General features: G+C 62.9%; 5 protein-coding genes and 2 pseudogenes. 4 read left to right on the plus strand and 3 right to left on the minus strand.

Annotated elements, in window-relative coordinates:
• Positions 1-240: 240 nt before the first annotated feature.
• Positions 241-566 (plus strand): annotated as a pseudogene (locus GSY69_RS14795) (ISL3 family transposase); the annotation flags it as partial.
• Between the two features lie 103 nt (positions 567-669).
• Here GSY69_RS14795 and GSY69_RS13540 read toward each other — a convergent pair.
• Both GSY69_RS13540 and relB read right to left on the minus strand, forming a co-directional pair.
• The gene (locus tag GSY69_RS13540; protein WP_160954359.1) at positions 670-933 is read right to left on the minus strand and encodes a type II toxin-antitoxin system RelE family toxin; all 264 of its coding nucleotides are present in this window, start codon (positions 931-933) and stop codon (positions 670-672) included.
• On the minus strand, positions 917-1,150 hold the full coding sequence (gene relB / locus GSY69_RS13545) for a type II toxin-antitoxin system RelB family antitoxin (RefSeq protein WP_160954360.1): 234 nt from the start codon (positions 1,148-1,150) through the stop codon (positions 917-919). Before relB ends, GSY69_RS13540 begins: the two co-directional genes overlap by 17 nt.
• A gap of 238 nt (positions 1,151-1,388) precedes the next feature.
• Between relB and GSY69_RS15250 the strand changes: the two genes are divergently transcribed.
• The 3 genes from GSY69_RS15250 (at position 1,389) to GSY69_RS13560 (ending at position 3,145) form a co-directional block, all read left to right on the plus strand.
• Complete coding sequence (locus tag GSY69_RS15250) at positions 1,389-1,964, plus strand: recombinase family protein (protein WP_160954361.1); 576 nt, start codon at positions 1,389-1,391, stop codon at positions 1,962-1,964.
• Positions 1,965-2,196: 232 nt separating this feature from the next.
• Complete coding sequence (locus tag GSY69_RS13555) at positions 2,197-2,730, plus strand: ATP-binding protein (protein ID WP_160954362.1); 534 nt, start codon at positions 2,197-2,199, stop codon at positions 2,728-2,730.
• A gap of 145 nt (positions 2,731-2,875) precedes the next feature.
• Positions 2,876-3,145: a hypothetical protein gene (locus GSY69_RS13560; protein WP_202411129.1), complete on the plus strand. Its 270-nt coding sequence runs from the start codon at positions 2,876-2,878 to the stop codon at positions 3,143-3,145.
• Positions 3,146-3,253: 108 nt separating this feature from the next.
• Here the strand turns inward: GSY69_RS13560 and GSY69_RS13565 are convergent.
• Positions 3,254-3,409 (minus strand): annotated as a pseudogene (locus GSY69_RS13565) (transposase); the annotation flags it as partial.
• Between the last annotated feature and the right edge of the window lie 373 nt (positions 3,410-3,782).

Below are 3,782 nucleotides of genomic sequence, written 5' to 3' on the forward strand. Positions count from 1 at the left end.
AGGCACGTCGAGGTCTTCCGGACGGGTTGTGTGAGAACTCCCATCATCGGAAGACCTCGACCCTCACCCCGACACCGACGCGCCGCCCCAGGTCGCACCACAGCTACACCCTCATCTGTGAAGAGCCGGCAAGGCCCTTCCCAGATGAGGGTGTAGGTCGAGTCAGCGCGTCGGTCTCCGTAGGCGTCGAGGTTCTCGGAAGATGAAGATTCCTGCACGCCTTATCCAGAAGACCTCGAGGTGCTTCACAGTACTCTGCCAGCCGGCTTCGACCGGCCTGATCTGACCACCTTCGCTTGACTCGACGGTCTCGCGGCCTGGCCGTGATTGGGCGGCGACTCGAGCCGGACTGCGCTGTCCTCGCGTTCAAGGTTCTCACGCCCGACCGCTGGCGCCGGAGTTGCGGCGGCGAGACGCCGTGACCTGACGGCTGGCGACCCACCACGCTGGAAGTCGCGGCCCGCCGCTAACGGTGCCGGGACTGCGGATACCTGTGGCGCCAAGACACCACCATGTCGGCCGAGTCGCAGGCGAAGCTCTCACACCACGGATTGCGGTGGGCGATTCACCAAGGTCGAAACACCACCTAAAGGTTGGCGTGCCGACTGCTTCCCGGGCTGAGTGGTCGACCAATCGTGTGTCACTCGCTGAAGCTCGCGTCGGAGGCGGTTACCGGTAGACCTGCGACCGGTGGTCAATGGCCACCGCGATGATGACCAGGTGTTCATCGTTGAGATCGCAGATGATCCGATAGTCCCCGACACGGTAGCGCCACAGTCCGGCCAGCGGACCGGTCAACCCTTTACCTCGATCTCGGGGATCTGACAGCACCGCAACGTCACGCAGATAGCTGGTAATCCTGCGCGCCAATGGCTTGTCGAGCTTCCGAAGAGTCTTGACGGCCTGCCCGGTGTACTCAATCGTCCAGGCCAAGGATCTGATCCACCTCATCGGCGCTGTAGGTGGTAGCGCGTCCAGCGCGGACATCCTCGGCGAGCTGGGCGATGCCGTAATCATGGACCATCTGATCGATATGATCCTCGATGGCCTGGCGCAGGTAATAGGACTTTGACCGCCCGGTGGTCCGAGCGAGCTCATCGAGCTTTCGTCCTGTCTCATCGGACAGCTTCACCGACGTGGCAACAGGCATCGCAGCACCTCCATACTGACTACTAGTAGTCACTATATCACACCATGCCAGCCCTTTCGGCGTCCTCGCATCGCGAGAGCATCACCCCGCGATGGATGTCTGCCCCTGACCGCACGGTTGTCTGACATCCACTGTCTGGTGGGGTATACCCCACCAGACACTCCCCCGGGCCACGCAAACACGTGTCCAACCATGCCGGTTCCAGCAATAATAGACGACACTGCCGTAGGGTTTAGGTGTGAATGGACATACCGGGCAGATCGTCGGCTACGTCAGGGTCTCAGCCACTGACCAGAACCCGGCGCGACAGCTGGAGGCCATCGGCACCGTCGACCGGCTCTTCTGCGAGAAGATCTCGGCCAGGACCACCGACCGGCCCCAGCTCCAGGCCATGCTCGCCTACGTGCGCTCCGGTGATGTGGTGAAAGTGAAGTCTCCCGACCGGCTCGCCCGCTCCACCACCGACCTCCTGGCCCTGGTGAACCAACTCAGGGACAAGGACGTCCAAATCCAGTTCGTCGACCAGCCGGCCCTGAACACCGACTCCCCCCAAGGCGAGTTCATGCTCACCATCCTGGGTGCGGTGGCCCAACTGGAGCGGGCCACCATCAGGGAACGCCAGGCCGAGGGCATTGCCCTGGCGAAAGCCCGAGGGGTCTACGACCGGGCCCCGAAACTGTCGGCCGACCAGATTGAGCTGGCCCGCCGGCGCATCGCCGACGGGGTGACCAAGTCCAGGGTCGCCCGGGATCTCGGAGTGTCCCGGCAGACCCTGTACACGGCTCTAGCAGGCCAGGGCCGCTACCACCACTGACCCCTGAGTTCACGAGGGCGTGTCTCAGCATCGCGGTGAGACTCGCAGCAGTCCGGATGGGTGAGGTCGACGAAGTCACCGCATCGGGTGCCCATGGACTCACAACGGCGTGATACCGCGACCCACTACGACAAGCTCACTATCGCCTACCGTGCCAGGGTCACACTCTGCGCGATTCTCTCCTGTGCTGGCCTCTCACACGGGCGCATGCTGATGATCGATACTGTGAGACATGCCCATCGCGACGTACGACACCGTGCTGATCAATGGCAGCGTGGGCACAGGTAAGACGACAACTGCTGAGGCTCTCGGCGACGAAGTGAAGCAGCGCGGAATCCCCGGAGCAGTGATCGACGTCGACTGGTTGCGCCGATCGTGGCCCTCACCAGCCGGCGACCCATTCCGGACCGCACTGGCGCTGGAGAACATGCAGGCGATCACCGCGAACTTCCGCCGCGCCGGTGCTCGGCTGATCGTGGTCGCAACCGTCGTCGAGACCGTTGAGCAACTGGAACGAACTGCCTGTGCGTTGGCCTCGAGAAGGATGCTGCACGTCCGCCTGACAGCATCATCAGATGCGGTGCTCTCGCGGCTGACCAGAAGGCATCACGACGACGAGGCGGCACTGCGCTGGCACGCACAACGACACCCCGAACTGGCGAACATCCTTGATCAAGCAGGCTTCACCGACGATCTGCAGATCGACACGACCGACAAGTCGGTCGCGAACGTCACACACGAGATCATCACCGCCATCATCACATGAGCCTCACCATCAGACCCGACCAACGCATCCGCCACACGGAAGACATACTCCAGCTGCTGTCGCGGTCCACCACGATGGCGTCCCTCTCGATTTAGCAGATCGCGCCGCCAGATCCTGGGGCCGGAGGAAGCAGTAGCCTTCGCTCGTGAAGGACTGGCGTTCCGACAGAATCGCCGCAGCACTGCGCGGCGACAACCCCATGGTGATCGCCCACCTGAGCGCATCATTCGCTGTCCTCGGGGACGTGCAGTTCCTCCCGGGCTACTGTGTCGCGCTGACTGACCGGCCCGGTGTCCAGACCCTCACCGACCTGCCACGCGCCGACCGTCTGGGCTTCCTGTCAGACATGGAGATGCTCGGGGAGGCAGTCGAACGAGTGTGCACAGCGCACGGGATCCCGCCTTCCGGCGCGTGAACCTGGAGATCCTGGGCAACACAGATGCGATGCTCCATGCCCACGTGTGGCCCCGCTACGACTGAGAACCTCCCAACCTGGTTGGAATGCCCGTCTGGCTCTACCGGCTCATCGCATTTGAGGGTGTAGCAGGGGTCTGAAGCCGCCTGATTCGAGGAGGCTGCGGGCGATGTAGTTGGTGAGGTTACGGAAGCCGAGGGCGGAGCCGCGGAGGTGCTCGAGCCGTCCGTTGATCGCTTCGGTGGGGCCGTTGCTGGTGCCGGGTCCCATGTTGTTCTACGCGTCCGACGCGTCCTCGTGCGCGAGACGGGCGAATGGCGCCCGGTAAGCGACATCTACTGCAATCTCAACGAGGACCTGCGGTGGGTACAACAGGCAGTCAAAAACCAAGTTTCAAAGATCCGGCAGACCGATTACGCGGACGCTGTCTTTAGTCTCGTGAAAACGCTCGCGGAGTACAGTCGCGGTTGCGCCCAGATCTTTCGACAGCAACGCTATGGCATCGAAAGTGGCTCTTCACGAACGAGGGTGTAGTCGGTTGAGCGCGTCGGTGGCCGGGTAGGGGTCGAGGTCTCCCGGATGATGGAAGTTCTTCACGCTCGCCATCCCGAAAGACCTCGACGTGCTCCACCCTACT

The organism is Brevibacterium rongguiense, assembly GCF_009857845.1.
Lineage (GTDB): Bacteria > Actinomycetota > Actinomycetes > Actinomycetales > Brevibacteriaceae > Brevibacterium > Brevibacterium rongguiense.